27 protein-coding genes and 1 tRNA gene are annotated in these 23,490 nt (G+C 65.3%); 7 read left to right on the top strand and 21 right to left on the bottom strand.

Features of this window, described 5'->3' with window-relative positions:
* Positions 1–37: 37 nt before the first annotated feature.
* Positions 38–895, bottom strand: a complete 858-nt coding sequence (locus KUW62_RS15025; protein ID WP_224816273.1) for an N-formylglutamate amidohydrolase — start codon at positions 893–895, stop codon at positions 38–40.
* Positions 896–1,067: 172 nt separating this feature from the next.
* Between KUW62_RS15025 and KUW62_RS15030 the strand changes: the two genes are divergently transcribed.
* The 3 genes from KUW62_RS15030 to KUW62_RS15040 all read left to right on the top strand — a co-directional run bounded on the left by KUW62_RS15030 (position 1,068) and on the right by KUW62_RS15040 (position 1,818).
* Positions 1,068–1,142, top strand: a tRNA-Val gene (locus tag KUW62_RS15030).
* A gap of 162 nt (positions 1,143–1,304) precedes the next feature.
* Positions 1,305–1,430 (top strand): type B 50S ribosomal protein L36, encoded by a 126-nt coding sequence (ykgO, locus tag KUW62_RS15035; protein WP_008562923.1) that lies wholly within the window; start codon positions 1,305–1,307, stop codon positions 1,428–1,430.
* A 235-nt stretch (positions 1,431–1,665) separates the two neighbouring features.
* Positions 1,666–1,818 (top strand): hypothetical protein, encoded by a 153-nt coding sequence (locus KUW62_RS15040; RefSeq protein ID WP_224816274.1) that lies wholly within the window; start codon positions 1,666–1,668, stop codon positions 1,816–1,818.
* Positions 1,819–1,840: 22 nt separating this feature from the next.
* Here the strand turns inward: KUW62_RS15040 and KUW62_RS15045 are convergent, their stop codons facing one another.
* Positions 1,841–2,377: a DUF4329 domain-containing protein gene (locus KUW62_RS15045; protein ID WP_224816275.1), complete on the bottom strand. Its 537-nt coding sequence runs from the start codon at positions 2,375–2,377 to the stop codon at positions 1,841–1,843.
* Positions 2,374–4,092, bottom strand: a complete 1,719-nt coding sequence (locus tag KUW62_RS15050) for a peptidoglycan-binding domain-containing protein (RefSeq protein WP_224816276.1) — start codon at positions 4,090–4,092, stop codon at positions 2,374–2,376. Before KUW62_RS15050 ends, KUW62_RS15045 begins: the two co-directional genes overlap by 4 nt.
* A gap of 249 nt (positions 4,093–4,341) precedes the next feature.
* On the opposite strand from KUW62_RS15050, the gene KUW62_RS15055 reads away from it, so the two are divergent.
* The gene (locus KUW62_RS15055) at positions 4,342–4,662 is read left to right on the top strand and encodes a hypothetical protein (RefSeq protein ID WP_224816277.1); all 321 of its coding nucleotides are present in this window, start codon (positions 4,342–4,344) and stop codon (positions 4,660–4,662) included.
* Between the two features lie 3 nt (positions 4,663–4,665).
* On the opposite strand, the gene KUW62_RS15060 is transcribed toward KUW62_RS15055, so the two are convergent.
* From KUW62_RS15060 to KUW62_RS15125, 14 genes are all read right to left on the bottom strand, one after another.
* Positions 4,666–5,874, bottom strand: a complete 1,209-nt coding sequence (locus tag KUW62_RS15060; RefSeq protein ID WP_224816278.1) for a phenylacetate--CoA ligase family protein — start codon at positions 5,872–5,874, stop codon at positions 4,666–4,668.
* A gap of 13 nt (positions 5,875–5,887) precedes the next feature.
* Positions 5,888–6,496, bottom strand: coding sequence for a hypothetical protein (locus KUW62_RS15065; protein ID WP_224816279.1), 609 nt, complete (start codon positions 6,494–6,496; stop codon positions 5,888–5,890).
* Positions 6,496–7,338 carry an ABC transporter ATP-binding protein gene (locus tag KUW62_RS15070; RefSeq protein ID WP_224816280.1) on the bottom strand — a complete coding sequence of 281 codons (843 nt, stop codon included), beginning with the start codon at positions 7,336–7,338 and terminating at the stop codon, positions 6,496–6,498. Before KUW62_RS15070 ends, KUW62_RS15065 begins: the two co-directional genes overlap by 1 nt.
* 174 nt (positions 7,339–7,512) lie before the next feature.
* Positions 7,513–8,793, bottom strand: a complete 1,281-nt coding sequence (locus tag KUW62_RS15075; protein WP_224816281.1) for an ABC transporter substrate-binding protein — start codon at positions 8,791–8,793, stop codon at positions 7,513–7,515.
* A gap of 79 nt (positions 8,794–8,872) precedes the next feature.
* On the bottom strand, positions 8,873–9,958 hold the full coding sequence (locus KUW62_RS15080; protein WP_224816282.1) for a branched-chain amino acid ABC transporter permease: 1,086 nt from the start codon (positions 9,956–9,958) through the stop codon (positions 8,873–8,875).
* A 63-nt stretch (positions 9,959–10,021) separates the two neighbouring features.
* Positions 10,022–10,414: a hypothetical protein gene (locus KUW62_RS15085; protein WP_224816283.1), complete on the bottom strand. Its 393-nt coding sequence runs from the start codon at positions 10,412–10,414 to the stop codon at positions 10,022–10,024.
* A 5-nt stretch (positions 10,415–10,419) separates the two neighbouring features.
* The gene (locus tag KUW62_RS15090; protein WP_224816284.1) at positions 10,420–11,406 is read right to left on the bottom strand and encodes a branched-chain amino acid ABC transporter permease; all 987 of its coding nucleotides are present in this window, start codon (positions 11,404–11,406) and stop codon (positions 10,420–10,422) included.
* Positions 11,407–11,440: 34 nt separating this feature from the next.
* Entirely contained in the window at positions 11,441–11,947 is a 507-nt protein-coding gene (locus KUW62_RS15095) for a hypothetical protein (protein ID WP_224816285.1), read from the bottom strand.
* Between the two features lie 2 nt (positions 11,948–11,949).
* Positions 11,950–12,390, bottom strand: a complete 441-nt coding sequence (locus tag KUW62_RS15100) for a hypothetical protein (RefSeq protein ID WP_224816286.1) — start codon at positions 12,388–12,390, stop codon at positions 11,950–11,952.
* Positions 12,383–13,015, bottom strand: coding sequence for a hypothetical protein (locus KUW62_RS15105; protein WP_224816287.1), 633 nt, complete (start codon positions 13,013–13,015; stop codon positions 12,383–12,385). The genes KUW62_RS15100 and KUW62_RS15105 overlap by 8 nt, the downstream gene beginning before the upstream one ends.
* A complete protein-coding gene (locus KUW62_RS15110; protein ID WP_224816288.1) occupies positions 13,008–13,484 on the bottom strand; it encodes a hypothetical protein in 477 nt (158 codons plus the stop codon). The genes KUW62_RS15105 and KUW62_RS15110 overlap by 8 nt, the downstream gene beginning before the upstream one ends.
* A 52-nt stretch (positions 13,485–13,536) precedes the next feature.
* Positions 13,537–14,358: an ABC transporter ATP-binding protein gene (locus KUW62_RS15115; RefSeq protein WP_224816289.1), complete on the bottom strand. Its 822-nt coding sequence runs from the start codon at positions 14,356–14,358 to the stop codon at positions 13,537–13,539.
* Positions 14,359–14,613, bottom strand: coding sequence for a hypothetical protein (locus tag KUW62_RS15120; RefSeq protein WP_224816290.1), 255 nt, complete (start codon positions 14,611–14,613; stop codon positions 14,359–14,361).
* A 58-nt stretch (positions 14,614–14,671) separates the two neighbouring features.
* Positions 14,672–16,645 (bottom strand): AMP-binding protein, encoded by a 1,974-nt coding sequence (locus KUW62_RS15125; RefSeq protein ID WP_224816291.1) that lies wholly within the window; start codon positions 16,643–16,645, stop codon positions 14,672–14,674.
* A 217-nt stretch (positions 16,646–16,862) separates the two neighbouring features.
* On the opposite strand from KUW62_RS15125, the gene KUW62_RS15130 reads away from it, so the two are divergent.
* Together KUW62_RS15130 and KUW62_RS15135 are read left to right on the top strand one after the other, a co-directional pair.
* A complete protein-coding gene (locus tag KUW62_RS15130) occupies positions 16,863–18,770 on the top strand; it encodes a PAS-domain containing protein (protein ID WP_224816292.1) in 1,908 nt (635 codons plus the stop codon).
* A complete protein-coding gene (locus KUW62_RS15135) occupies positions 18,767–19,468 on the top strand; it encodes a response regulator transcription factor (protein WP_224816293.1) in 702 nt (233 codons plus the stop codon). Before KUW62_RS15130 ends, KUW62_RS15135 begins: the two co-directional genes overlap by 4 nt.
* On the opposite strand, the gene KUW62_RS15140 is transcribed toward KUW62_RS15135, so the two are convergent.
* A complete protein-coding gene (locus tag KUW62_RS15140; protein WP_224816294.1) occupies positions 19,465–19,941 on the bottom strand; it encodes a DUF2383 domain-containing protein in 477 nt (158 codons plus the stop codon). The genes KUW62_RS15135 and KUW62_RS15140 overlap by 4 nt on opposite strands.
* Before the next feature lie 131 nt (positions 19,942–20,072).
* On the opposite strand from KUW62_RS15140, the gene KUW62_RS15145 reads away from it, so the two are divergent.
* The gene (locus tag KUW62_RS15145) at positions 20,073–21,128 is read left to right on the top strand and encodes a saccharopine dehydrogenase (RefSeq protein ID WP_224816295.1); all 1,056 of its coding nucleotides are present in this window, start codon (positions 20,073–20,075) and stop codon (positions 21,126–21,128) included.
* 7 nt (positions 21,129–21,135) lie between these two features.
* Here KUW62_RS15145 and KUW62_RS15150 read toward each other — a convergent pair whose 3' ends face one another.
* From KUW62_RS15150 to KUW62_RS15160, 3 genes are all read right to left on the bottom strand, one after another.
* A complete protein-coding gene (locus KUW62_RS15150) occupies positions 21,136–21,450 on the bottom strand; it encodes a DUF3775 domain-containing protein (RefSeq protein ID WP_224816296.1) in 315 nt (104 codons plus the stop codon).
* Between the two features lie 70 nt (positions 21,451–21,520).
* Positions 21,521–22,258, bottom strand: coding sequence for an SDR family oxidoreductase (locus tag KUW62_RS15155; protein WP_224816297.1), 738 nt, complete (start codon positions 22,256–22,258; stop codon positions 21,521–21,523).
* Positions 22,258–23,490 carry an MFS transporter gene (locus tag KUW62_RS15160; RefSeq protein WP_224817130.1) on the bottom strand — a complete coding sequence of 411 codons (1,233 nt, stop codon included), beginning with the start codon at positions 23,488–23,490 and terminating at the stop codon, positions 22,258–22,260. Before KUW62_RS15160 ends, KUW62_RS15155 begins: the two co-directional genes overlap by 1 nt.

Consider the following 23,490-nt stretch of genomic DNA (forward strand, 5'->3'; position numbering starts at 1 on the left):
AAAGGGGTGGGAGGGCGGGCCCTCCCACCCCTCAAATCTACTCCGCGGCCAACGCCACCCGCCCGGGCATCGCGCCGATCACGCGGGCCAGCACCTGGGTGATGATCCGCTTCATCGCCTCGAAATTCCCGTTCGGACGCACCAGCCGTTCGTTCATGTAAAGCGCGCGGTCGATCTCCACCTGGACCGCGTTCAGGCCGCTGGCCGGACGCCCGTATCTCTGGGTGATGAACGCACCCGCGAAAGGCGCGTTGCGGCTGACCACAAGGCCCGCATCCAGGAAGCCTTCCTCCAGGATGTCCACGATCTCCGTGGCCGCCGATGCGCCGAAACGGTCGCCCAGCACCACGTGGGGCCGGGGCGTGCCGGGGCGCACCACCGCGTCCAGCGCCTCGTGGGGCATGGAATGGAAATCCAGCAAGACCGCGCGCCCAAAATCCGCTTTCGCCGCGCGCATCAGGCGCTCCAATTCCGCGTGATAGGGCTTCCAGACCTGCGCGATCCGCGCCTCCGCCTCCGCGCGGGTCAGCTTGCCGCGATAGATCGACCGCCCGTTGGCCACCACCCGTGGCACCACGCCCAGGCCGGAATTGATCCGCGGCGTCTGCACCACGCGGCTCACCCCGTCGACCACGCCGGGGTCCAGTTCGTCCGCCGCCCGGTTCAAGTCGAGGTAGGCGCGGGGCCATTCCGCGGCCAGAAGCGGCGCGCCCAGGTCCGGGGCCGCCGCGATCAGGCGATCCATGAACGCATCCTCCGACGACCGGATCGTGCGCTCGTCCAGGACCGAGGCGCGCAGGAAACTCGCCGGGTAATGCCGCCCGGAATGGGGCGAGGCCACGATGACGGAGCTTGTCACCTCAACGGGCAGGTCCAGACGAAAAGCGGGGTGCATGGGGGCTCCGGGCAGATGGGACGACGTGGGGTGATATAGCCCGTTTTTCCGCCATGCCAAAAGCCCTTGCGGTACGGGGGGACTCCTTTTATACGACCGCTCACCCACGCGGTCCCCGCGCCCGGATCCATGCCAGCAGGCAAGACCCGGATGCAGGTCAAACGGGCAATACGGGCGATTAGCTCAGCGGTAGAGCACTTCGTTGACATCGAAGGGGTCACTGGTTCGATCCCAGTATCGCCCACCAACCGATACTTTTCGCAGAAAAGTGTCGGGCGACAGGGTCGCCGCGCAGCGGCGGTCCCGGAAGCAGGCCCCCCACCGGGCCACGAGGCATTCACCGGATGCGCCCGCCGCGTCCAAGGATCAACCAGGCGCAGATGACGCGCCGCGATGAAGGAGACGACCCATGAAGGTCAAGAACTCACTCCGCTCGCTCAAGAACCGCCATCGCGACTGCCGCGTTGTGCGCCGTAAGGGCCGCGTCTACGTGATCAACAAGACGCAGCGCCGGTTCAAGGCCCGCCAGGGCTGAGATCGACCCGAGCGATCAGACCGAAATGGCCGTCCCCCGGGACGGCTTTTTCATGTGCGGCTTTCCCATACGCGGCTTTTCCACGCTCAAAAGGCCGGGTTTCGGCGGCGACCCGCCCAAATCCCCACGCAATCGTGACCGGCGCCGCGCTGCGGGAAATACACCATCGGCAGATCGCGGCGAATCCGGTATGCAGGGCGGATATTCATGTTTCTTTTTTCACGAGGCCCCGCCCATGGCACGCCTGACCGCCCTTTTGATGACGCTCCTGACCCTCGCCCTTTCGCAAGCCGCCTTCGCGCAGGCAGCCGACACCTGCGACGGGTCCACCAATACAGCGAATTGCCCACCGTCCGGGGATAACGGCCAGGTCAATATCGACCCCTAAGCCGCAGGCATCCGACATCCGTTCAGCGTTCGCGCGCCCGAATCTCGGCCAGGGTATAGCGGGACGCAATCGGCCCCTCATCGCCGGGGATGAAACCCGGCGCCTGGCCCATGCAGCCCAGCCCGCAGATTTGTGTCGCCACTTGCCGCGCGCCGTCGATGTACCACAGGCGTCCGCCCGGCGTCGCGACATAGCCGTTCACCCCTTCCGCATGATCGCCCATCACGTCGTCCGACGACGGCACCTCGCTCAACGCGCTCCGGTCGAAACCCGCATGGGTGTGGAAGCTCGCCACGATCTCCACGAACCGGCTTTCGTCGGCCCGGCTCAGGCACCCGAAACTGTCGCCGCGCGACACCTCCGTCGCCATCAGCCGCCCGTCCGGCATCCGCCCGATATAGCCGCAATATTCCACGTTTTCCGCGAAGCTGCGCGGCTGCAATTGCAACAGCACCGCGCGCGCCGCCGCCAGTTCCGCCGCGTCCTGCGCCCGTGCCGCGCCCGATCCCACGGGCATCAGCACCAGCGCCAGGAGGGCCGTGATGATCGCCGGTCTCATTCGATCACTCCATCCAGCCGCAGGATACCGCCCACGGTTTCGGCCAGCAGGCGCACGACCGATTGCTGATCCAGATAACCCGTCACCGTGATCCCGCGCGCGCGCTGGTAGCGGCGGATCGCCCGGCGGGAGCGTTCATCGAAACGTCCGTCCACGCGCCCCGGCTCCAGCCCCAGGGCGGCCAGCCGCTGCTCGATCAGGGACCGGGTGACGGGCGGCAGGTTCAGCGACGCCTCGCGCGCCTCGAACTGGGCGATCTGCTGCGGGGTGAACCCGCCGCCCTGCCCGGTCAGGATATCGATCTGCGCGCGGGCCTGGTCGACGAAGGCCCCGTTGGGGTTGTCGTTGATATAGGCGCGGTAGGCCGCGACGCTGTTCTGGGCGCGGGCGACGTCCCACGCGGCGCGGTCGCGGGCCTCCGCCTCGGCGCGGCGGGCGCGGTCGATCTCCTCCACACGCGCCTCCGCCTGCTCGGCGAACAGCCCGTCGGGATAGCGCTCCAGATAGGCGCGCAGCCCCTCCTCCGTGGCGCCCTGCCCCGTCACCTGCCAATAGGCGCGGTCGGCCCGTTCGGCCTCCTCCCGCGCTTGGCGCGCCTCCTCCTCAAGCTCTGCCGCGCGGACCGAGGCCTGCTGGCTGAGGGCGTTGATCTGCGCCGTATCAAGGTAGCCCGTCACGACGAAGCCCCGCGCATTCTGCCATCCCCGGATCGCGTTGCGCGTGCCGGAGCCGAAGATCCCGTCGATGCCCCGCGTATCATAGTCGAGGATCGACAGGCTGCGCTGGATCTGCTGGCGTTGCTGGCGTGTCAGGTTCAGCGCCTCCTCGGCGGCTTGCGCCACGGCGGTGGGGTCATTTTCGAACGTGTCGATCTGGGCGCGGGCATCGGCGGCGTAGAACCCGTTCGGATAGCGGTTGAGATACGCGCGATACGCGCCGACCGTGTCCAACTCCTCCGCCGCTTCCCACAGCGCGATCTCTTCCGCGCCCGGTTGGTTGAGCTGCGGCGACGTGGGCGGCTGGGTCGGCGCCGGCGCGGACGGGGTCGCCGCCGGGAAGAACGGCAATTCGGACGAGACGAACCCGAAGGCCCGCAAACCGCGGCTACTGGACAGCGCCGCCTCAAGGTCCGCACCGGGCACCAGCAAGGTTTCGGTCGTGAAATCCGCAAGGTCATCCGGCGCACCGGCCAGAACGGTCACACCTTGCGGCGCGTCCACCCGGCCCACGCCGACACCAAGGCCCGCGCCCAGGTCGATGCGCCGCCGCTCCAGCCCCAGAAGAACGATAGATCGCCCCGGCGCGGTCGCCGCGACATCCATCAGGACGGACAGGGGCAGGCCATCGCCGCTGACTGTCGCAAGGTTCGGTTCGTCCACGTCCGATCCCAGAAGCCACGAATCGCTGTTGGACCGCGCGAAATGACCCACGGCGGCGACCAGCACACGGTCCTCTTCATCCGCGTTCATCAACCGCTCCAACCCGCGCCGCAGGTCGTCGCCATCCCCGTCGGCCACGGTGATGACGTCAAAGCCCGCCGCCGACAGATCGCCACGCAGACGCTCGATCTCGCTGGCCTGTCGCAGGTTCTGGGCGTTGGAATAGCGGTCGTTGACCAGCAAAAGCGCGGTATCGGCCCGCACCTCCGTGGCAGCGATGGCGGACCCGAGGCCGGTCAAAACGGCGAGTGCCGTGGCGAGGGGGCGAATGGGCATGGCGAAAACTCCGTCCGTGGGATTCGTTGCTTTGCGGTGGTTTAGCATGGTTTCGCGTTGTCACCCGATAGCAGCCTTGGTCCCGCAACCGCGGCGCGCCGTGTCATCGGATGACAAAAGCGGCGGCATCGGCGCGTTGGTGCCGATCCCTCCCCGTCGGGGCGATTGAAACATCCCCCGCCGCCGCACCGTTGCATAGTGAACCGGCCATCGCGCCACCCTTTCTGCACATCAAGGAGGATCCGGACCATGACACGTCTCCCGCACACGGCATTTGCAGGGCTGATCGCGCTCGCATCCGCCACGGCGCTGATCCCGGCCCCGGCCCACGCCCAGTTCGAGGCGCAAAGCGTGCAGAGCTTTCTGGCCGCCGACGCGAACGGGGATGAGCGCCTCACCCCGGGCGAATTCCGCGTCTTCATCCAGCAGATGGCCGCCTATGGCGCACCGATGTCGATCCGCATCCGCAATCTCGGTGCCTATGGATGGGCCTTCCGCCGCGTCGATGCGAATGGCGACGGCCTCGCCACGCCGGAGGAGCTGCGCGCCGCCGAAGCGCGCGGGGAATAGGGCTCAGTCGTAGCTGCGCTGGTCGTCGATCACCTTGCCGTCATTGGGCAGGCTGCCCGGTGCCACGATCTCGACCCGGCCGCTCAGCTTCATCGTGGCTTTCACCTTGTCCGCCAACGCGGCCTCGTCTGCGCCGTCCGCTTCCACCTGCACGACCATCACGTCCCGCTCCCCGTCGCGGCGGGCGATGACGCGGGCCTTGGCAATGCCGGTTTTGGCCACGAACTCCGCCACCTGCTCCGGCCGCACGAACATGCCCTTGATCTTGGTGGTCTGGTCCGCGCGGCCCATCCAGCCCTTAATGCGCGCATTGGTGCGCCCGCACGGGCTTTGCCCCGGCATCATCGCGCTCAGATCGCCCGTGGCGAACCGGATCAGCGGGTAATCGGGGTTGAGGGACGTCACCACGACCTCTCCCACCTCGCCATCGGCGACCGGGTCCCCGGTGCCGGGGCGCACGATCTCAACGATGACCCCTTCGTCAAGGATCATCCCCTCCATCGCCTTGCTCTCATAGGCGATATTGCCCAGATCGGCGGTTGCGTAACATTGCAGGCAGGTGATCCCCCGATCCGCGTATTCCTGCCGCAGGCTCGGGAACAGCGCCCCGCCCCCCACCGCCGCACGGGTAAAGGCCAGCGTTTCCCCCACCTCGTCGGCGTGGTCCAGGATCACTTTCAGGTAATCCGGCGTGCCCGCATAAGCCGTGCAGCCGATATCCTTCGCGGCGCGCACCTGCAATTCCGTCTGCCCCACGCCCGCGGGCAGCACGGCGGCCCCCACGGCCCGCGCGCCGCTCTCGAAGATCATGCCCGCCGGCGTCAGGTGATAGCCGAAGCAATTCTGCACGATGTCCCCCGCGCCGATCCCCAGCGCATGCAGGAACCGGCCCATCCGCCACCAATCGTGGCTGACCCCGCCCGGTTCATAAATCGGGCCGGGGCTCTGGAACACATGGGCGACGTTCGACACGGCCATGCCCCCGAAGGGCGGTTTCTCCGCCTGCCACGCCACCAGGTCCGACTTCCGCAACACCGGAAGCCGCGCCAATTCGCCAAGGTCGCCCAGCGCACCGTCCCCGGGCAGGCAATTGTCCTCCGCCGCCCGCACCCGCGCTAGCTGCGCGTTCAGCGCCTCCAACTGCTCCGCCGCGCGCTGATCCGCGCTGCGCGTCTCCAGCGCGTCGAAATGGCCTTGGCTTTTGTCCAACATTCTTCGCGCTCCTTCAGATCTTGTGACCGCTCAGCCGGGCGGGCGCGCCGACAGCGTCCTCCAGCATCGGTACCACGTCGACATGCCACCATTGCTTGCGCGCCACGGGGTCCGGATCGAGATGCGGCCAGTTCCAGAACTCGATCGCGATGTCCGCAAGAAAGACCGGGTCTTCCAGCGTCCAGTCCGTGACCCTTGGCGCGGCATCGCACAGCACGCATTGCGCCGTGGCCCCATTCACCCCGTCACACCATTCAACGGCCGCGCGGCCGATATGGTCCATCTGGTCGCCGAACTGGTCATCGCCATCGGTAGTCGTGCCGCCACAGACCGGGCAATCGAACCCTTCCGCGAAGCCCAGCGCATAGGCGTTGAAATACCGCTCCGCCATGAACGCGACCCCGTTGGTCCGCATGTCGAGAAGCGTGTCGCCATAGGCCGTGGCCTCCGCCGCTTTCGGCCCGGGCCTCAGGATCAGCGTCCCGCGCCCGGCAAGGACCGCGTCGGGGTCGTGGGACCCGCCGACCAGCCCGGCCTCGCGCAGCGCGGCCTCCGCCGCCGCCACACCCCCCGACACATCCGTCACGCCGGTAAACGCCACCATGGTGACACTTGATCCCATCAGCTCAACCAACGCTTCCGGCGGCGATAGGACCGCACGTCGCGGAAACTCTTCCGCCCGTCCTCCGACATGCCGAGGTAGAATTCCTTCACATCCGGGTTTTCCCGCAATTCCGCCGCCGGGCCGTCCATCACGACGCGACCCGATTCAAGGATGAAGCCGTAATGGGCGAACCGCAGCGCCACGTTGGTGTTCTGTTCCGCCAGCAGGAACGTCACCCCCTGCTCCTCGTTCAGGCGCTTCACGATCCCGAAGATCTGCTCCACCAATTGCGGCGCAAGCCCCATGGACGGCTCGTCCAGCAAGATCGTCTCGGGCCGGGACATCAGCGCGCGACCGATGGCGCACATCTGCTGCTCCCCGCCGGAGGTATAGCCCGCCTGACTCGTCCGGCGCTCCTTCAGGCGCGGGAAGTAATCATAGACGAGGTCCAGATCGGCCTGGATCGCCGCGCGCCCGTCTTTTCTTGTATAAGAACCGGTGAGGAGGTTTTCCTCCACCGTCAGATGCTCGAAGCAATGGCGCCCCTCCATCACCTGGATCACCCCGCGATCGACCAGGTCCGATGGGCTCAGATCCGCCACTGGCTCCCCGCGATAGCGGATGGAACCCTTGGTGACTTCCCCGCGCTCGGAATGCAGCAGGTTGGAGATCGCCTTGAGCGTCGTCGTCTTGCCCGCGCCATTGCCCCCCAGAAGCGCGGTGATGCCGCCCTTGGGCACCTTCAGGGACACGCCTTTCAGCACAAGGATCACGTGGTTGTAGATCACCTCGATATTGTTGACCTCCAGCAGCGTTTCCGCCTGCGCCTCGGTCACGGTCTCTTGCGCCTGATCCAGCATCTTCATCCCCGGTTAAGGTTAACGGCGCCCGCGCGTCCCGTCGCTCCTCGGACCTCCGGCCCTCCTCGCAACGGTTTCATATCGCGCGGCGCTCCGCCCATCTTCGCTTTCCAAATACCTGAAGCCCGACGGCAACGACCCGCGCCGCCGCCGGACATGTCTAGTGCGCCGGGATCAGCTTTCCGCGCATTGCGGCTCGATCCCGTTTTCCTCGGCATATTGGGCCGAATCTTCCATGACCAGCGGCTGGGTCACGCTGTCATCGGGCGCGATGAAATCGGTGAGCGTCACCCAGTTCTCCCCGTCCCATTGCTGCATGATCGCCATGCCGGTGCCGCCGTGATCTTCGCAGGTCACGGTGAATTCCGGCCCGATGCCCGGCATGCCCGCTTCCTCCATCGTGGCCGCGTCGATCACCAGCGCCTCCATCGCGTCGCGCATATGCGCCGCCGTGATCTCGGCCTCGCCCGACATCTCTTGCGCCAGTTCCGCCGCTTCTGCCGCCAGGAAGGCCGCATACATGCCGCGGGTATAAAGCACGTTGCCGATATTGGTGCCGTCACCGGCGGCCAGGCCCGCATCCACGACATGTTCGCGGATCTCGTCAAAGACGGGCATGTCGCCCAGGCGGTTCATGTTCAGCGCCCGGTAGCCCGCGGCGTCCGCACCTGCGGATTCCACGTCATGGTCCGCACCGGCCCACCAATTGCCGATGAAGTTCTCCATCGGGTAGCGGATGTTGATGGCCTCCTGAACCGCGACCTGGTTCATCACGCCCCAGCCCCACATCACGACGTAGTCGGGACGCTCCCGGCGGATTTGCAGCCACTGGTTGCCCTGCTCCTGGCCCGGATGGTCCACCGCGATCTCGGTGAGCGAGAAGCCATGCATCTCCGACAGCGATTGCAGGGTGCGGATCGGCTCCCGCCCGTAGGCGGAATTGTGGTAGAGCAGCGCGATCGTCTGCCCTTCGAGGGAGCCGTCGTTTTCCTCAAGCAACTGGTTCACGATCACGCTCGCCGCATCCCAGTAATTCGCGGGATAGTTGAACGTGTGGCTGAAGACGTTGCCGTTCGCGGCGGATGTCCGGCCATAACCCATCGTGTGAAGCGGGATGCCATCGGCGGTGGTGCGCGGGATCAGCTGGTACGTGATGCCGGTCGACAGCGGCTGATAGACCAGCGCGCCTTCACCACGGGTCGACTCGTAGCATTCCACACCCCGCTCGGTGTTGTAGGCGGTCTCGCATTCCACGACCCGCGCCTCGACCCCGCCGATGCCGCCATCGCGCTGGTTGAGCAGCGTGAAGTAATCGGCGTAGCCATCGGCAAACGGGATGCCTCCCGCCGCATAGGGCCCGGTACGGTAGCTCAGGCTCGGGAACACGAGGTCCGCCATTGCGGGCGTTCCCGCCACCATCGCGCTTGTCAGCGCCAGCATTGTCAGTTTCTTCATCGGGTCATTCCTCCCTTGGATTTTTTCCGATTTCTTGGTTTGCCCGGGCCTCCCGCCCGGTCTTGGCAGCGCGCCCCGCTTAGTGCGGGAAGGGCCACAATCTCAGTTTTTCCTTCGCCAGCCCCCACAATCGCGCCAGCCCGTGCGGCTCCACGATCAGGAAGAACATGATCAGCGCGCCCACGATGACGAACTGGAAATGCGCGCTCAGCGCCGTATCCAGCCCGAAGCTGTCGACCAGCAACAGCTTCAGCGCCACGGGCAGCAGCACCATGAAGGCCGCCCCCGCGAAGCTCCCGAAGATGGAGCCGAGCCCGCCGATGATGATCATGAACAGGACCAGGAACGACTTGGTGATGCCATAGACCTCCCCCACTTCCACGGCGCCCAGATAGACGGTGAAGAGCAGCGCCCCCGACACGCCCACGTAGAAGCTGGAGACGGCGAAGGCGGTCAGCTTGGCCTTCAGGGGGTTCACCCCGATGATCTCCGCCGCGATATCCATGTCGCGGATCGCCATCCATTGCCGCCCCATCGTGCCCCTTGTCAGGTTCCGCGCGACCCAGGCCAGCACGAAGACGAAAAGGAAGCAGAACAGGTATTTCGCCCAGGCCTCCGCGTTGGGGCCGGTCACGGGGATGTTCACGAAGTAGAAGAAATCCCGCTCCGGCGCGCTGATCTGCCCGGAGGCGGAGTAATTGTAGAACCACGGCACCTTGTTGAAGAGCCACACGAGGAAGAACTGCGCGGCCAGCGTCGCCACCGCCAGGTAGAAGCCTTTGATCCGCAATGACGGCAGGCCGAACGCCACGCCCACCATCGCCGTCATGAACCCGCTCAGCAGCGTGATGGAGATCATGTCGAGCCCCGGGAACGCCGTCATCAGCTTGTAGGACGTATAGGCCCCCACTGCCATGAACCCGCCCGTCCCAAGGCTGACCTGCCCGCAATACCCCGTCAGGATGTTCAGCCCGATCGCCGCGATGGCGTAGATCAGGAACGGCACCAGCAGCGAATTCGCCCAGTAATCGTTGATCAGGAACGGCACCACGACGGCACCGACAAAGAGCGCCACGTAGTAACACAGCCGATCGAACTTGATCGGGAAGGTCTGGTTGTCTTCGCCGTAAGTGGTCGAGAAATCACCTGCTTCACGGTACAGCATCTCAAACGCTCCCTTTGTTGGTCAGACAGACCACCATGTCCGTTCTGTTCGTGCGGTCCGCCATCATCTCGACAGCGCGCGAAACGCCAGAGCCATGACCGCGCCATGGCCGACAAAGGCGATGACCCACAGCAGGTAGGTTGCGGGATTGCCGGTCTCGGTTCCGATGAATACCAGCATCCCGGCGATCAAGAGGACCGCCACGATCGCAAGCGTCACCCATCGCATCGGGCCGTCCATCCGCACGATGAGCGCGGTGCCAAACCCTGCAACCCAAATGCCCAGCCCCAGCATCCACTCGCCCCAACCGCTCGCTCGACTGGGTCCACCGGCCCAGTTCGCCACCATCAGAAACGGCACAAGCAGCCCGGTGAACAGGATCGCCAACGCGCAATAGCCACCAACAACGAACAGCAAGAGCCGAACGAGCAGCGGTTTCGGTTGATCCTGCGCCATATGCCTCAAACCCGCTCAATGATCTTCTCCCCAAAGAGGCCCTGCGGCCGGAACACCAGGAACACCAGCGCCAGCACATAGGCGAACCAGTTCTCCGTCGCGCCGCCGATCATCGGGCCGATGGCGAACTCGAACAGCGCCTCGCCCACGCCGATGATCAGCCCGCCCACGATGGCCCCGGGGATTGACGTGAAGCCGCCCAGCATCAGCACCGGCAATGCCTTCAACGCGATGAGCGAAAGCGAAAACTGCACGCCCGATTTCGACCCCCACATGATCCCCGCCACCAGCGCCACCATGCCCGCCAGCGACCAGACCAGGATCCACACGTAGTTTAGCGAAATCCCGACGCTCAGCGCCGCCTGGTGGTCATCGGCCACCGCCCGCATCGCGCGGCCATTCTTGGTGTATTGCGAATAGGCGATCAGACCCATCACGAGGATCGCCGCGATGATCGCCGCCGCGATGTCGAGATTGTCGATGAAGAAGCCATACCCCAACGCCTCGAACGTCGTGGTGTCGATCCAGTCGTTGATCCCCTGCGGCAGACCCACATCGAGGTTCCGGATCTCCGAGCCCCACATCAGGTCGGAAATTCCTTCAAGGAAATAGGCCAGCCCGATCGTCGCCATGAACAGGATGATCGGCTCCTGCCCCACCAGATGCCGGAACACGAACCTCTGCACGAGATAGGCGAAGGCGACCATGATCAACACGGTCAGAAGGATCGCGATCAACGCCGGCACCTCCCACCCGAAATAATGGATGTCGGTCCCGAAGATCGCATTGATCAGATGCCCGAACGGCACGCGGCCCTGCTGGATGCCCACCAGCGTCATCGCCGCGAACAGAGCCATGACCCCTTGCGCGTAGTTGAAAATGCCCGACGCCTTGAAGATCAGCACGAAGCCAAGCGCCACAAGCGCATACATCACGCCGTTCAAAAGCCCGTTCAGGGTCACTTCCATGGCGAAGATTAACTGGTCAGGCATCCTGAGCCTCCTTGGGCAATTGGTGCGGGGCCACTCATTCGCAAACCCCCGGCGGCAACGCATCAAGACCGCCGCTCATGGTGAAGTTCACCCCGCCGCTTGCGGCGAAGATGTTTGCCGTACCGTCCAGCGTGCCGCATAGGGCGAACGGTGCCCGGACAGCGGGGTCATTGATCGGAACAAGGCGTCCCTCGGTCACTTGCGCCGCGATCCAGGCATTCACGACCGGTTCGGCGAGGGACGGATCCGGGCCCGCGCCCGAATACGTACACAACGTCCCGTCCTCGCCGTGCACCACGGACAGCGACAGTCCCATGCCGCCGAAGGCCCCCACGGCGCTGCCGGTGCTTTCGTTGACGCTGGGATAAGGCAACAGCACGTCCAGCCCCGGCGGTGCGAATTCATCGACAGCACCCCCGGCGATCCAGGTCACACAGCTTTGCATGATGTCCACGAACGCCTCGGGCGAAACCTGTGCTTGCGCGGGGGACACCACCCCAAACGTCACGGCCGTACAAAGCGAGATGGAAAAGCGCCTCACCCTCAACTCTCCAAATTCGTCTCGATGACGGTCAGGCGCGCGCCCTCCCGGTCGATTTCCACCTCGATCAGCGGCTCGCGCCACGTGGTCGATTGCAGAAGCTGGATCGCCGGATCGGCGCTGTCGATGGGGCGGTAGCGTCCGCTGTCCAGCGCCGCGCGCACCCAATCGTCCACCTCCGTGCCGAAGGCCCCGTGGATCGCGCAGAACTGGATCAGCGCCTCCGGGGTGGATTGGCTCAACCGCCACGCCCCCGCATCGGCCATCCACGTTTGGCTATCGGAATCCTCCGCCGTCAGGGTCAAACCGTCCGTATCGCTCGCCTCCACCGCTTCCATGGGCGTCAGACAGCGGGCCTCGAACTGCGCGAACGCATCCTCGATCTGGGCCGCGGCGGGAAACGCCACGAACAGCGCCGCCGGGATGAGGCGCAGATCACGCATCGCACGGCACCTCGCCCGGTTGGGTTGGTTCATCGTGGAATTCCACACTCTGCAATCCGAACCCCTCATAGGTGTTTACCGAAAGTCTCAGGGCCGTTCCGTCATTGCGGCACGCCAACAACCGCCCTCTCGCCGAAATCTGACCATGGCCGACATCGTAGTCCGTCACCTCGAACGGCTGAACGACCCGCCTGAATTCGTCCATAACCCCAATGATCCAATTGACGATGATCTGGCGGTTCTCTGATGCCACGGGCGTCAGCCAGACAAGGCAGCCTGCAATGCGGCGCGCATCCTCGGGCGTTTCGAACGGCGAAAACCTGGGGTCATGAGACACGATCAGCATCGTCTGAGACGGATCGCCATCGGCGTTCAGGTCGAAAAACGCATGCCTCAGATCGTCGTCGAAGCTCGCGCCACGATTCGTCTCCCGCGGGGTGCCGGTCACTTCGACAGGCGCCTCCAAAATGATCGCGGCATCGCGCAGCGCGACGGCATTGCTGCACAGGCGTATGCGCTCACCAACCAGATACATCTCGGGCGTGGCTTCAAACCTCGCGCTCTCCTGGGCCGCGGCGGGAAACGCCACGAACAGCGCCGCCAGGATGAGGCGCAGATCACCCATCGCACGCCCCCGCGACGCCCAACGCGTCCTCCGTCCCCCATTCCAGCCGCACGGCCAGCCCCTCGCCCCCGTCAAGCGCGTAGGTGACGGAAAAGAGCCCGCTCGGCACGTCGCAGATCGCGTATCCCGACCCGACCAGCAGCGCCGTGCGCCCGGTCTCCAGAAGCCCGTCCATGTGATCGAAAAGCCGGGCGTAGTCATCGCCTTGGGTCACGGCACCCTGGCCGCCCATGGCGCAGATGACCTCCCCGTCCTCCTGCGTCAATTCGACGGTCATGCCCGTGCCGTCCAGCCGATAGAGGTATTGGCCGGCCACCGCGAAGACCTGCACGTAATCGGGGTCGGCCTCGAAAGGCGTTGCGTCCGCGAAACCGCCCTCGGCCCAATCCATGCAATGCTGCGTCACCCGCAACAGCTCCGTGCCGGGGGCGGTTTGCGCATGGCCCGGTGCGCCCGCTGCAAGGAACATTGCCGTATATACCAAGGCTATACCGACCCTATACCGGTAATATACGCCGGTTTCAGTCATGGGAGACCCCGAGATAAGCGTCGATCACTTCTTGATTGTTACGCACCTCTTCCGGCGTCCCGTCCCCGATCTTCTTGCCGTAATCCATCACGACCACGCGGTCGCTGAGGTCCATGACAACGCCCATGTCATGCTCGATCAGAACGATGGTCGTGCCGAACTCGTCATTCACGTCGAGGATGAAGCGCGACATGTCTTCCTTTTCCTCCACGTTCATCCCCGCCATGGGTTCATCCAGCAACAGGATTTGCGGCTCGGCGGCCAGCGCGCGCGCCAGCTCCACCCGCTTTTTCAGACCGTAGGGAAGGCGTCCCACCGGTGTCTTCCGGATCGACTGAATCTCAAGGAAATCAATGATTTCCTCGGCTTTCGCGCGGTTTCTCGTTTCCTCTTCCTCGGCCTTTCCCCACCACAGAATCTGGCTGGCGAAACCGGCTTTCATGTGGTTCAGGCGGCCCGTCATCACGTTGTCCAGAACGCTCATCCCCTCGAAGAGCGCGATGTTCTGAAACGTCCGCGCGATGCCCTGGCGCGCGACCTGGTAAGGCTTCATCGGCGGCCGCTTGGAGCCGCGATAATACACGTCGCCTTCCTGCGGATGGTAGAACCCGCTGATGACGTTGAGCATGGAGGATTTGCCCGCCCCGTTGGGCCCGATAATGGCGCGGATTTCTCCTTCGCGCACGTCGAACGAGATGTCCTTGATCGCCTCGACCCCGCCGAACCTGAGCGTGATCCCCCGCATCTCCATCACCACCGGCCCGATGGTCCGCCCGTCGGCGGTGACGTAGCTTTCTGTCGCGTTATCAAGCATTTATTCCGCCCCTTCCCGCGACGCCTGCGCGGCCCTGAAGATCAGCGCGCCGATCAGCCCGTAGATGACCAGCGCGATCAGCGCCCAGACGAAATTCGCCTCGATCACCCCCGGCATTCCGATCACCAGCGCCGCCAGCCCGCACAGGCCAAGCGCGCCGCTTTGCACGATCATCGCGCCCTTGCTCACGTACCGCCCCGCCACCCACGACGCGACAAAACCCAGCAAGAAGAAACCGACCGCCACAAGGGTCATGGGCGCACCTCCCGCGGGATGGGGGGCGGGGCGTCGCGCCTGCACGCGCGTCCGCCCGTCATTCCGCAGCCATCCGGTTCGCATCGACCGGCACCGTGGCCGCATCGCGGATTTCCAACGTCGCCGAGATCTTGCCCTTCCGGCCATCCTCGTAGGTCACTTCCGTCTCGGTGTATTTCTCGGACGATCCGTCATAAAGCGCCTCGATCAACTCGCCGAATTTCTCCTCGATGATCCGCCGCCGCACCTTGCGGGTCCGCGTCAGCTCTCCGTCATCGGCGTCCAGCTCCTTGTGCAGCACGAGGAACCGCGCGACTTGGCAGTGGGACAGCATCGGGTCCTCCGCGACGGAGCGGTTCACCGCCTCAACGTGGGATTGGATCGAATCCAGCACCTGGGGATGCCCCGCCAATTCCTGGTAGGAGGCATAGGCGATGTTGTTGCGCTCCGCCCAATTGCCCACAGCGCTCAGGTCGATATTGATGAACGCGGTGCAGAACTCCCGCTCGTTTCCGAAGACCACGGCCTCCAGAATATCGGGATAGAACTTCAGCTTGTTCTCCACGAATTTCGGCGCGAATAACCCGCCCTGGGCCATTTTGCCCACATCCTTGGCGCGGTCGAGGATGCGCAGATGTCCGGTGTCCTCCTCGATGAAGCCTGCGTCGCCGGTGGCCACCCAACCCTCCGCATCCTTGGTGGAGGCCGTGCTTTCGGGGTTCTTGAAATACTCCACGAACGTACCGGGCGAGCGGTAGAAAACTTCCCCGTTATCGCCGATCTTCAATTCCACCCCGGGCGACGGCACGCCGACCGTATCGGGGCGCACTTCGTGGTCGGGTTGCTGGGTGATGAAGACACTCGCCTCCGTCTGCCCGTAAAGCTGCTTCAGGTTGATCCCGAGCGCGCGGTAGAAATCGAAAATCTCCGGCCCGATCGCCTCCCCCGCGGTATAGCCCACGCGCACGCGGCTCATGCCGAGCGTATTCTTGAGCGGTCCGATCACCAGAAGGTTGTCGAGCGCATAGGCCAGCTTTTCGCCGCCCGAGACGGGCTTGCCGTCCAGGATCTTGGGGCCTGTCACCTTGGCGCGCGCCATGGCGCGGTCAAACAGGCCCTTCTTGAATTTCCCCGCATCCTCCATCCGGATCATCACGGAGGTCAGCAGCGTCTCGAACACACGCGGCGGGGCGAAGAAATAGGTCGGCCCGATCTCCCGCAGATCCATCATCATCGTGTCGGCACTTTCGGGGCAATTCACGCAGAACCCGGTCCAGTACGCCTGCCCGATGGAGAAGATGAAATCCCCCACCCAGGCCATCGGCAGATAGGCCAGCACCTCGTCATCGGGCCGCAACCCGTCGAATTCGGAGGAGGATTTCGACGCCTCGATGATATTGCGGTTCGACAGGACAACGCCCTTCGGCTTGCCCGTCGTGCCGGAGGTGTAGAGCATCACGCAGGTGCTGTCATAGGTCAGCTCCGCCTCGCGGGCGGCCAGATCGTCTTTCAGGCTCGCGCCCGCTGCGGCGCCCTTGGCCTGCACATCTTCCAGCGCATGCAGAGCGCCGTGGTCGTATTTCCGCATCCCGCGCTTTTCGACGTAGATCACGTGCTCGATGCCGTGCAGCGTTTCCTGCGCCTCGATCACCTTGTCGACCTGTTCCTGGTCGCCCGCGATCACGAACCGCGCGCCGCAATGGTCGAGCACGTAAGTCATCTCTTCCGCGACGGCATCCTGGTAGAGCGGGACGGGCACGGCGCCCGCCATTTCCACCGCGACCATCGACCAGTAGAGCGCGGGGCGGTTGCGGCCGATGACGGCAACGTAATCGCCCCGGTTCAGGCCAAGCTCCAAGAGGCCGAGGGCGATCTTCTCGATCTCGTCGGCCGTCTCGGCCCAGGTCCAGCTTTGCCAGATCCCGAATTCCTTTTCGCGGTAGGCGGGGCTATCACCGAAGCGCGTCGCGTTACGGCGAAGCAGCGCAGGCACGGATTGCGGCGCGCCCGAAGGCGGTGTCGTATCAGCCAAGATGTCCTCCCTATCACCGGTTTTTCACCGATGCACACGCACCGCGTCCCTTGTTCGGACAAGACGCTGGCCGCGCCCCTTAACGTGCCACAGAAGAGATGTCGGTCAAGCGTTACCTGACTTTTTCGCAATCCTTTCGAATTGTAACAGGCCGTTCAGGGGCCTTGGCGCGGGTCGTGCGCCAAGCTAGCCATGGGGGCGGAGGGACGTTTGAGCCATGCCACGCGAACGCATCACGGAGAGCTTTACCCGCGCCGGTCTGAACCTGATCCAGCAGGCGCTGTCGATCTACGATGCCGATTTGCGGCTGGCCGTCAGCAACCGCCCGTTCCAGGAGATGTTCGGCCTGCCCGAACGTCTGGTCAGTCCGGGCGCCGGGTTCGAAGATACGATCCGCTACCTTGTCGAAAGCGGTGAATATGGCGCGGTCGACGACGTGGACGATTTCGTGCGAACCCGCGTCGAACAGGCCCGCGCGTTTCAACCCCATTACATGGAACGCACCCGCGCGAATGGCCGGACCATCTCCGTCGAAGGCTCGCCCCTGCCCGATGGTGGCTGGGTCACGGTCTATACCGACATCACCCCCGCCAAGCGGCAGGAGGCGCTTTTGCGCGCCCGGTCCGAGGAATTGTCCGACCAGCTTCTGTCCCACGCGGAGGAGCTGTCGCGCACAAACCGCCAGTTGGAGGCCACGATCGCCCAATTGCAGGAGGCGAAGGCCGCCTTGGGGGAGTTGGAGGCCCGCACCCGCACCGTGACGGAGATGACGCCCGCCCACATCGCCCATGTCGATGCGGACGGATATTACACCTTCACCAACCGCCGCCTGTCGTCGCTTTTGCCCGGGCGGCAAAGCGATATCGTCGGACGATCCTTCGCGGAGGCGCTCGGGGCGGACACCGCGGCCATGTTGCAGCCCAAGCTTGCCGCGGCCGCCGATGGCACGCCGACGCTGACGGAATTCACCGATCCCAGTTCCGGGCGGCGCATCCGCACGGCCTTCACGCCCGACGAACGCGGCGAGGGCGGGGTGTACCTTCTGTCCACCGACGTCACCCAGGAAACCCAGGCCCGCGCGGCGCTGGAGCAGACCCACAAGAGAGAGATGGCGGCGCAACTCACCAGTGGCCTTGCCCACGATTTCGCCAACCTGCTGACCATCATCCTCGGCCTGCAAACGCAGTTGGAGAAGATGCCCCTGCCCGACGGCGCAAAGGACCTGACGGCGGCCACGCGCCTTGCGGTGCGGCGCGGCGGGCGATTGCTCGACAAGATCGCCGACATGACCGGCGCGCGGGAGGTGCGGCCCGCCCCGGTCGTGATCGACGACTTCCTCGCCAGTTTCGAGCCGCTGGCCCGCGCGACCCTGCCCGGTTCGGTGACGCTCGACCTGCAGAACGCCCTGTCGCACAAGGCCCTGATGCTGGATGCGGGATCGGTCCAGGACGGGCTTTTGAACCTGGTCCTGAATGCCCGCGACGCGATGGAGGGCAAGGGGGCGATCACCGTGAGCTTGCGCGACGTCAAGGGGACGTGGCTGGAGATCCGCGTCACCGATACCGGCCCGGGCTTTTCGGACGCCGCGTTAGACAGTGCGCTCAATCCGTTTTTCACCACCAAGGGGCAGGACGGTTCGGGCCTTGGCCTGACAATGGTCTACGACCTTGTGAAGCTGGCGGGCGGCACGGTGCAGATCGGCAATACCGAAGGCGGCGCGCAGGTCCTTCTGCGCCTGCCGCTGCGCCCCGTGACCGATGAGACGCAGCCGCGCCTGATCCTCTTGGTCGATGACGTGGACGAGATCCGCACGCAGGTGCGGGAGGATCTGATCGGCCTCGGCCACAGGGTGCTGGAGGCCGCATCGGCGGAGGAGGCGCTGGCCCTTGCCGATCTTCCGGGCCTTGATTGGGTCCTGTCGGATATTCGCCTGGGCGCGGTGGATGGCGTGGCGCTTCTGACGGATATCGCCGCGCATCACCCGCATCTGCACCTCGCCCTCATGACGTCCCTGCCCGCATCCGATCCGCTGCGGATGACGGGGGCACGGCGCTGGCCGGTACTGGACAAGCCGGTCGATCCCGGCGCGCTTCACGCGCTGATGACCCAAGAGGTCGCGGCATGAGCGCGCCCCTCGTCACGATCCTGGATGATGAGCCGCAGATCCGCGCGATGCTGTCCGATGCCCTGACGGAGGCCGGGTTCCGCACCCTCACCTTCGCCCGCGCGACGGAGTTCGAGGCGGCGTTGCGCAAGACCACGCCCGATGTCTGCCTTGTCGATCTGGGCCTGCCGGACCGGGACGGGCTGGCGCTGGTGCATCGGCTGGCGCTCGAATCCGGGTCGTCGATCATCATCATCTCTGGCCGCGCGCAGGTGCAGGATCGCGTGACAGGGCTGGAGCTGGGGGCGGACGACTACATCATCAAGCCGTTCGATCCGGTGGAGGTCGTGGCCCGCGTCCGTGCCCGCCTGCGCAGCCCGAAAGCACCCGATCGTGCGCAGGCCGTTGCCATGTTCAACGGCTGGACCGCGTCCTTCGACAGCTACACGCTGGTGGCCGAAGACGGGTCGCAAACACCGTTTTCCCACGCGGAGGGGGAGGTGCTGCGCCTGTTCCTCGAATCGCCGAAACGCCTGATCTCCCGCCAGCAGATGCAGGAAAGCCTGGGCGGGGCGGCGGGCGAAAGTTTTGACAGGGCGATGGATGTCCGCATCTCGCGCCTGCGCACGAAGCTGCGCGAAGACCCGAAAAACCCGCGCCTGATCAAGACGATCTACGGCGCGGGTTATATCTTTCTCGGTGAAGTGCGCTGGACCTAGTCCGCGATGGCGCGGGCTTCGTCCAGCACCGCTTCCAATTCTGCCAGCATGTCGGCAAGCGCCTGGCGGTCCGGACCTTCCGGCACTTCGGCCATGGCGTCGTGGAAAGCGTCGGTCACGTATTCCTCTCCGTCGATGGCGCGTTCCAGCGCGTCGTCGTCGATCTCATCGAACAGGGCACGGAGCGAGATGACGGTCTTGTTCACCGTCGTCATGACAGAGCCGTCGGTGTCCGGCGTGCCGCCCATCCCGTTGATGAGGGAGGCAAGCTGACCGGCATGAACCCGGTGGATCTCGTGGATCTTGCGCAGGATCGGCAGAACCTCTGCCTCGGCCTCTTCGACCATTTTGTCGTAGCCGGCCAGCGCGTCACAGGTGCGCGTCAGGGCTTTCTGGATGGCGTCGATATCGGCGCGGGTTTCGTCGGCTTCGATCGGTTGCACGGGCGGGTAGGGGGCGGCGGGGGTGGCCATGGCGGGTCTCCGTCACATTGGGTTTCAGAATGTCGTCTGGCAGATCAACCCGCAAAACCGGTGATCGGTTCCCCCGTCCGGCAGCGCCTGCTAGCGTCGGCGCGTTGCTGTCCGCAATCGAAGGGTCCGCCATGCCACATCTCTGGGTTCGCGCCGAGGAGCGCGCCAATGAACGCCGCGTCGGGATCACACCCAAAGGGGTGCAGGCGCTTCTGGCTGCCGGTTTTCAGGTGACGGTGGAGGATAGCGCCACGCGGATCATCCCCGCGCAGGAGTACCGGGACGCGGGTGCGACCACTGCACAGGCCGGCACGTGGCGGGACGCGCCGCACGATGCGATCATCTTCGGGCTTAAGGAACTGCCCGGGGATACGGGGCCGCTTGTTCACCGGCACATCCTTTTCGGCCATGCGTTCAAGGGCCAACCATCCGGCCCCGACCTGCTGCGCCGGTTTCGCGAAGGCGGCGGGGCGCTCTATGATCTGGAATACCTCGTGGATGACACCGGACGCCGGGTATCGGCCTTCGGGTTCTGGGCGGGCTATGTGGGTGCGGCGCTGTCGATCCTGGCCTGGGCGGCGGCGCAGGGCGGCAGCAAGATGCAAGCCGTTACCGACTGGGACCACAAGGAGGCGTTGATCCTCGACGTGACGGAGGCATTGGCCCGCATCGGCCATAGGCGCCCCACCGCCATCATCATCGGCGCCCTTGGTCGCACCGGCACCGGGGCATCCGCATTTTGCGAGGCGATGGGCGTCGCCCCCACCGGCTGGGACATGGCGGAGACGGCGAAAGGCGGCCCCTTCCCCGAGATCCTGACCCACGACATCTTTCTCAACTGCATCCTCGCCTCCCCCGGCGTGCCGGTCTTCGTGCCGGACAACGCCCGCTCAGAGCCGCGCCGCCTGTCAGTGATCGGCGACATCGCATGCGACCCGGACAGCGCCTATTCCCCGATCAAGGTCTATGACCGTGTGACCACATGGTCCGATCCGGTCCTGAGAATCGCCGATGATCCGGTGCTGGATGTGATGGCGATCGACAATCTGCCGTCGCTGTTGCCGCTGGAAAGCTCCCAGGATTTCGCGGACGAGCTTCTGCCGCACCTTTTGGGCCTGGATGACATGGCCTCCGGCGTCTGGGGCCGCGCCAACGAAACCTTCAGAGCGGCCCTGGCCGAGCTTTGAGCCGGGGTCAGAGCAGGTCGTCTTCCTGATCTGCCACGTCAAGACCCAGGGCCTCCGCGCCCGCTTCCAGGTGGTCGGCAAAATGAGGGCTGCCGAACAGGTAGTCCGCGGTCGGCACTGACGCCTCCGCCATCGCCGTCGCGCGGGCCTCCGCGAAATCCTCCGCCTCGAAGCTGCCGCGCCCGATCCAGAAGATCGCGACCAGATCGGCCTGCTCCTCCGGTCCCAATCCTTCCAGAAAGCCGCGCAACTCGCCCTCGGCCCGTTCCATCTCGTGACCCATCAGGATCACCTGCGCCACCGATCTTGCCGTGATGTCCATATCCTGTCCTCCGCTTGCGTATGGGACAGGTCATCATACCACGAGACGCGGTGCCTTGACCGGGATCAAGTCAGCGACGGAAGAACAGCCATTCGTAGATCGACGTGGGAAGGAACCGCGACAAGCGGAAGACGAGGCCGAAGCCGAACGGAAACGCCTTGTGGAAACTGTCGTCATTCATGTGCTCGAACACTTCCTGCGCGGCGGCGTCGGGCTCCATGATGAAGGGCATGTCGAAATCGTTCTGCTCGGTCAGGCGGGTCTTGATGAAGCCGGGATTGGCGATCTGCACCTCCACGCCCGTGGCTTTCAGATCGCCGTGCATGGACTCGGCCAATGCCATCAGGCCGGCCTTCGACGCGGAATACCCGATGGCACCGGGCAGGCCGCGATAGGCCGACAGCGACCCGATCAGCACGATATGGCCCTTGTCGGCCTCCACCATCTTGCCGATTACCTGCCCGACGACGCGCGCGGCACCGGTCAGGTTGATATCGAACATCTGCTCCACCTTGTCGGCGTCCCAATCCTGCGCCTTCATCGGCGAGTAGACCCCGGCAAGGAAGACCATGCCGTCCACGGCCCCGATCTCCGCCGCTGCATCCTCCACCGAGTTGCGGTCGGAGATGTCGACGGGAACGATGCTCGACGCGCCGGGAAGCTCAGCGGCCAATTCCTCCAGCCGGTCGGTGGAGCGTGCCGACAGCACCAGCTCCACGCCCGACCGGCTCATGATGTGGGCGAGGCTGCGGCCAAGGCCCTCGGACGCGCCCACCAGCCAATACTTTTTCCCGCTCCAGTCCCGCATCATCGTTCCTTTCCAATTGGTCGCGGCAGCTCCGTCACTGCCAAAAGGGCCATTGCCAGAAGTTTTAGGGCGCAAGGCAGGCCCGCATAGAGGTAAATCAGCACATCCACCGACATGGGCGTCGGTCCGCCATCATTATTGAACCCCGCCGCATCCAGCGCCGGCAGCAGTGCGATCGCCGCAAGCGCCAACGTGGCCTTGGACACGAAGGCCCACAACCCGAAACCGGAACTCGCATCGGGCGCGATTTGTTCCATCCGTGCCGCAAACGCCGCCGGAAGCAGCGCGAAATCCGCCCCCAGCGCGAAGCCCGTCACGATGCACACGGCGGCGAAGGCCCACAGATCGCCGGGGCCAAGCGCCAGCACGGTGACGAAGCCCGCAACGGCCAGCGTCATCGCCGCAAACAGCATCGGGCGGCTGCCGAAGCGCCGCGCCAGCCGCGTCCAGACGGGGGCCGAAGCTGCGGCCATCAGGAAGAACCCGATCAGGTACGCCCCTTCCCATCCCGGCGCCTGCAACGCGGTTTCGACATAGAACAGGAAGAGGGTGGAGGTGACGGCGACGGGCGCCGCATTCAGAAGCGCGATCAGAAGCAGGCGGCGCGCCAACGGATCGGCCAGGACCGGGCCGAACCCCGCGCCCGCCTCCACCCGGCCCCCGCCCCATTCCGCGCGCATCAGCCACAGCGCCGCCCCGACCAGCACCGCGAACCCCAAGGCGAAGGATGCGAACGGCGCGCCGGTGAAGCCCAGGGCGAAGGGCGCGATGGAAGCCACGCACACCCCGAGAAGCGCGCCCGTCTCCCGCCAGGCGGCGAGGCTCAGATGCCCCCCCGCGCCCAGACGCTGTGCCGCGCCCACACCTTCGGCATACATGCAGATCGTCAGGAACGAGAAGGCGGAGAAGAGGCCGATCATCATCACCGTGAACCAGATCAGCGGGGGCATCGGCGGGGTAACGGCGAACAGGCCCACCATCGAAAGCGCCATGATCGTACCCGCCAAAGCCACCGCCATCCCCCGTGCGGCCCGGGTGCGGCTGGCGACCCATCCCAGCACCGGGTCCTGCACGAAATCGAACAGCCGCAGCACGAAAAGGACACCGGCCAGCGCCGTCAGGCCGACGCCATAGCTGTCGACGTAGAATTTCGGCGCGTGGATGTAGATCGGCAGCCCCGCGCAGGCGAGCGTGGCGGCGAAAACGGCATAGGCGGGACGGGACGGCAGCAT

Source organism: Hasllibacter sp. MH4015 (assembly GCF_020177575.1).
Classification (GTDB): Bacteria; Pseudomonadota; Alphaproteobacteria; order Rhodobacterales; family Rhodobacteraceae; genus Gymnodinialimonas.

Excerpts from the sequence above, each read along its gene's own strand:
- KUW62_RS15025 (WP_224816273.1), bottom strand. The coding sequence starts at position 895 with ATGCACCCCGCTTTTCGTCTGGACCTGCCCGTTGAGGTGACAAGCTCC.
- ykgO (WP_008562923.1), top strand. The coding sequence starts at position 1,305 with ATGAAGGTCAAGAACTCACTCCGCTCGCTCAAGAACCGCCATCGCGAC.
- KUW62_RS15040 (WP_224816274.1), top strand. The coding sequence starts at position 1,666 with ATGGCACGCCTGACCGCCCTTTTGATGACGCTCCTGACCCTCGCCCTT.
- KUW62_RS15045 (WP_224816275.1), bottom strand. The coding sequence starts at position 2,377 with ATGAGACCGGCGATCATCACGGCCCTCCTGGCGCTGGTGCTGATGCCC.
- KUW62_RS15050 (WP_224816276.1), bottom strand. The coding sequence starts at position 4,092 with ATGCCCATTCGCCCCCTCGCCACGGCACTCGCCGTTTTGACCGGCCTC.
- KUW62_RS15055 (WP_224816277.1), top strand. The coding sequence starts at position 4,342 with ATGACACGTCTCCCGCACACGGCATTTGCAGGGCTGATCGCGCTCGCA.
- KUW62_RS15060 (WP_224816278.1), bottom strand. The coding sequence starts at position 5,874 with ATGTTGGACAAAAGCCAAGGCCATTTCGACGCGCTGGAGACGCGCAGC.
- KUW62_RS15065 (WP_224816279.1), bottom strand. The coding sequence starts at position 6,496 with ATGGGATCAAGTGTCACCATGGTGGCGTTTACCGGCGTGACGGATGTG.
- KUW62_RS15070 (WP_224816280.1), bottom strand. The coding sequence starts at position 7,338 with ATGCTGGATCAGGCGCAAGAGACCGTGACCGAGGCGCAGGCGGAAACG.
- KUW62_RS15075 (WP_224816281.1), bottom strand. The coding sequence starts at position 8,793 with ATGAAGAAACTGACAATGCTGGCGCTGACAAGCGCGATGGTGGCGGGA.
- KUW62_RS15080 (WP_224816282.1), bottom strand. The coding sequence starts at position 9,958 with ATGCTGTACCGTGAAGCAGGTGATTTCTCGACCACTTACGGCGAAGAC.
- KUW62_RS15085 (WP_224816283.1), bottom strand. The coding sequence starts at position 10,414 with ATGGCGCAGGATCAACCGAAACCGCTGCTCGTTCGGCTCTTGCTGTTC.
- KUW62_RS15090 (WP_224816284.1), bottom strand. The coding sequence starts at position 11,406 with ATGCCTGACCAGTTAATCTTCGCCATGGAAGTGACCCTGAACGGGCTT.
- KUW62_RS15100 (WP_224816286.1), bottom strand. The coding sequence starts at position 12,390 with ATGCGTGATCTGCGCCTCATCCCGGCGGCGCTGTTCGTGGCGTTTCCC.
- KUW62_RS15105 (WP_224816287.1), bottom strand. The coding sequence starts at position 13,015 with ATGGGTGATCTGCGCCTCATCCTGGCGGCGCTGTTCGTGGCGTTTCCC.
- KUW62_RS15110 (WP_224816288.1), bottom strand. The coding sequence starts at position 13,484 with ATGTTCCTTGCAGCGGGCGCACCGGGCCATGCGCAAACCGCCCCCGGC.
- KUW62_RS15115 (WP_224816289.1), bottom strand. The coding sequence starts at position 14,358 with ATGCTTGATAACGCGACAGAAAGCTACGTCACCGCCGACGGGCGGACC.
- KUW62_RS15120 (WP_224816290.1), bottom strand. The coding sequence starts at position 14,613 with ATGACCCTTGTGGCGGTCGGTTTCTTCTTGCTGGGTTTTGTCGCGTCG.
- KUW62_RS15130 (WP_224816292.1), top strand. The coding sequence starts at position 16,863 with ATGCCACGCGAACGCATCACGGAGAGCTTTACCCGCGCCGGTCTGAAC.
- KUW62_RS15135 (WP_224816293.1), top strand. The coding sequence starts at position 18,767 with ATGAGCGCGCCCCTCGTCACGATCCTGGATGATGAGCCGCAGATCCGC.
- KUW62_RS15140 (WP_224816294.1), bottom strand. The coding sequence starts at position 19,941 with ATGGCCACCCCCGCCGCCCCCTACCCGCCCGTGCAACCGATCGAAGCC.
- KUW62_RS15145 (WP_224816295.1), top strand. The coding sequence starts at position 20,073 with ATGCCACATCTCTGGGTTCGCGCCGAGGAGCGCGCCAATGAACGCCGC.
- KUW62_RS15150 (WP_224816296.1), bottom strand. The coding sequence starts at position 21,450 with ATGGACATCACGGCAAGATCGGTGGCGCAGGTGATCCTGATGGGTCAC.
- KUW62_RS15155 (WP_224816297.1), bottom strand. The coding sequence starts at position 22,258 with ATGCGGGACTGGAGCGGGAAAAAGTATTGGCTGGTGGGCGCGTCCGAG.
- KUW62_RS15160 (WP_224817130.1), bottom strand. The coding sequence starts at position 23,490 with ATGCTGCCGTCCCGTCCCGCCTATGCCGTTTTCGCCGCCACGCTCGCC.